Source organism: Streptococcus sp. DD11 (genome assembly GCF_001578865.1).
GTDB lineage: Bacteria > Bacillota > Bacilli > Lactobacillales > Streptococcaceae > Streptococcus > Streptococcus panodentis.
This window is the reverse complement of the sequence record NZ_KQ969394.1, coordinates 234,720-235,517: the sequence shown is the minus strand read 5'-3', so window position 1 is coordinate 235,517 and position 798 is coordinate 234,720. Positions and strand designations below refer to the sequence as shown.

At 54.8% G+C, this 798-nt stretch carries 2 protein-coding genes; both read left to right on the top strand.

The window, feature by feature from the left end:
* Positions 1–478: glycosyl hydrolase-related protein (locus STRDD11_RS14330; RefSeq protein ID WP_346962587.1), on the top strand; the 478-nt coding region annotated here is incomplete at its 5' end.
* Positions 479–496: 18 nt separating this feature from the next.
* Positions 497–798: ROK family protein (locus STRDD11_RS14325; RefSeq protein ID WP_241209351.1), on the top strand; the 302-nt coding region annotated here is incomplete at its 3' end.

Here is a 798-nt window from a genome sequence, read left to right as displayed (position 1 = left end):
ATACGAGATTTTGGGCGATGACACCATTGCGGTAACCATCCTGCGGGCAACAGGCGAACTGGGGGATTGGGGCTATTTCCCAACGCCCGAGGCGCAGTGCCTTCGTGACTTTCAGGTCGAATACACGATTGAATGCCATCAGCCAGCAGACCGCTTTGCCGCCTATCGCCGGGCCAAGGCCTTCCAAACGCCTTTGACGGCTCTGCAGATTGCCAAACAAAAGGGTCAGGTGCCAGCGTCTGGCAAGACCTTAGAGCATCCTGCACTCAGCTTGGCCACCATCTGTCCGACAGCCTACAAGGCAGCAGAAGATGGAGACGGTCAAGTGCTGCGCTATTACAATATGAGTCAGGAAACGGTTCGGGTAACGAAACAGCCGCAGACGGCCTTAGATCTGCTGGAAGAGCCAAGAGCAGAGGACTCGGGCCTGCTCAGCCCGCAGGAAATCCGCACCGAGCGTTTAAGAGAAAGAGAATAAAGGAGGCAGGAGGTATTTATGGTCATTGCGACAGTAGACATAGGCGGGACAGGCGTTCAGTTTGCTGCTATGTCAAAAGAAGGAAAGATACTGGAAAAAAGAGAAATAGCAACTCCCGCTTGTTTAGAGGAGCTGCTGACTTGGCTGGACAGCTGTCTGTCAGCCGGAGGCTATGAAGGGCTTGCCATGAGCGTTCCCGGAGCGGTCGACCGCCGGACGGGCATCATTGGCGGTATCAGCGCGGTGCCTTACATTCATGGCTTTTCCTGGTATGAAAAGCTGGCTGCTTATGGCCTGCCAGTCCATCTGGAAAATGACGC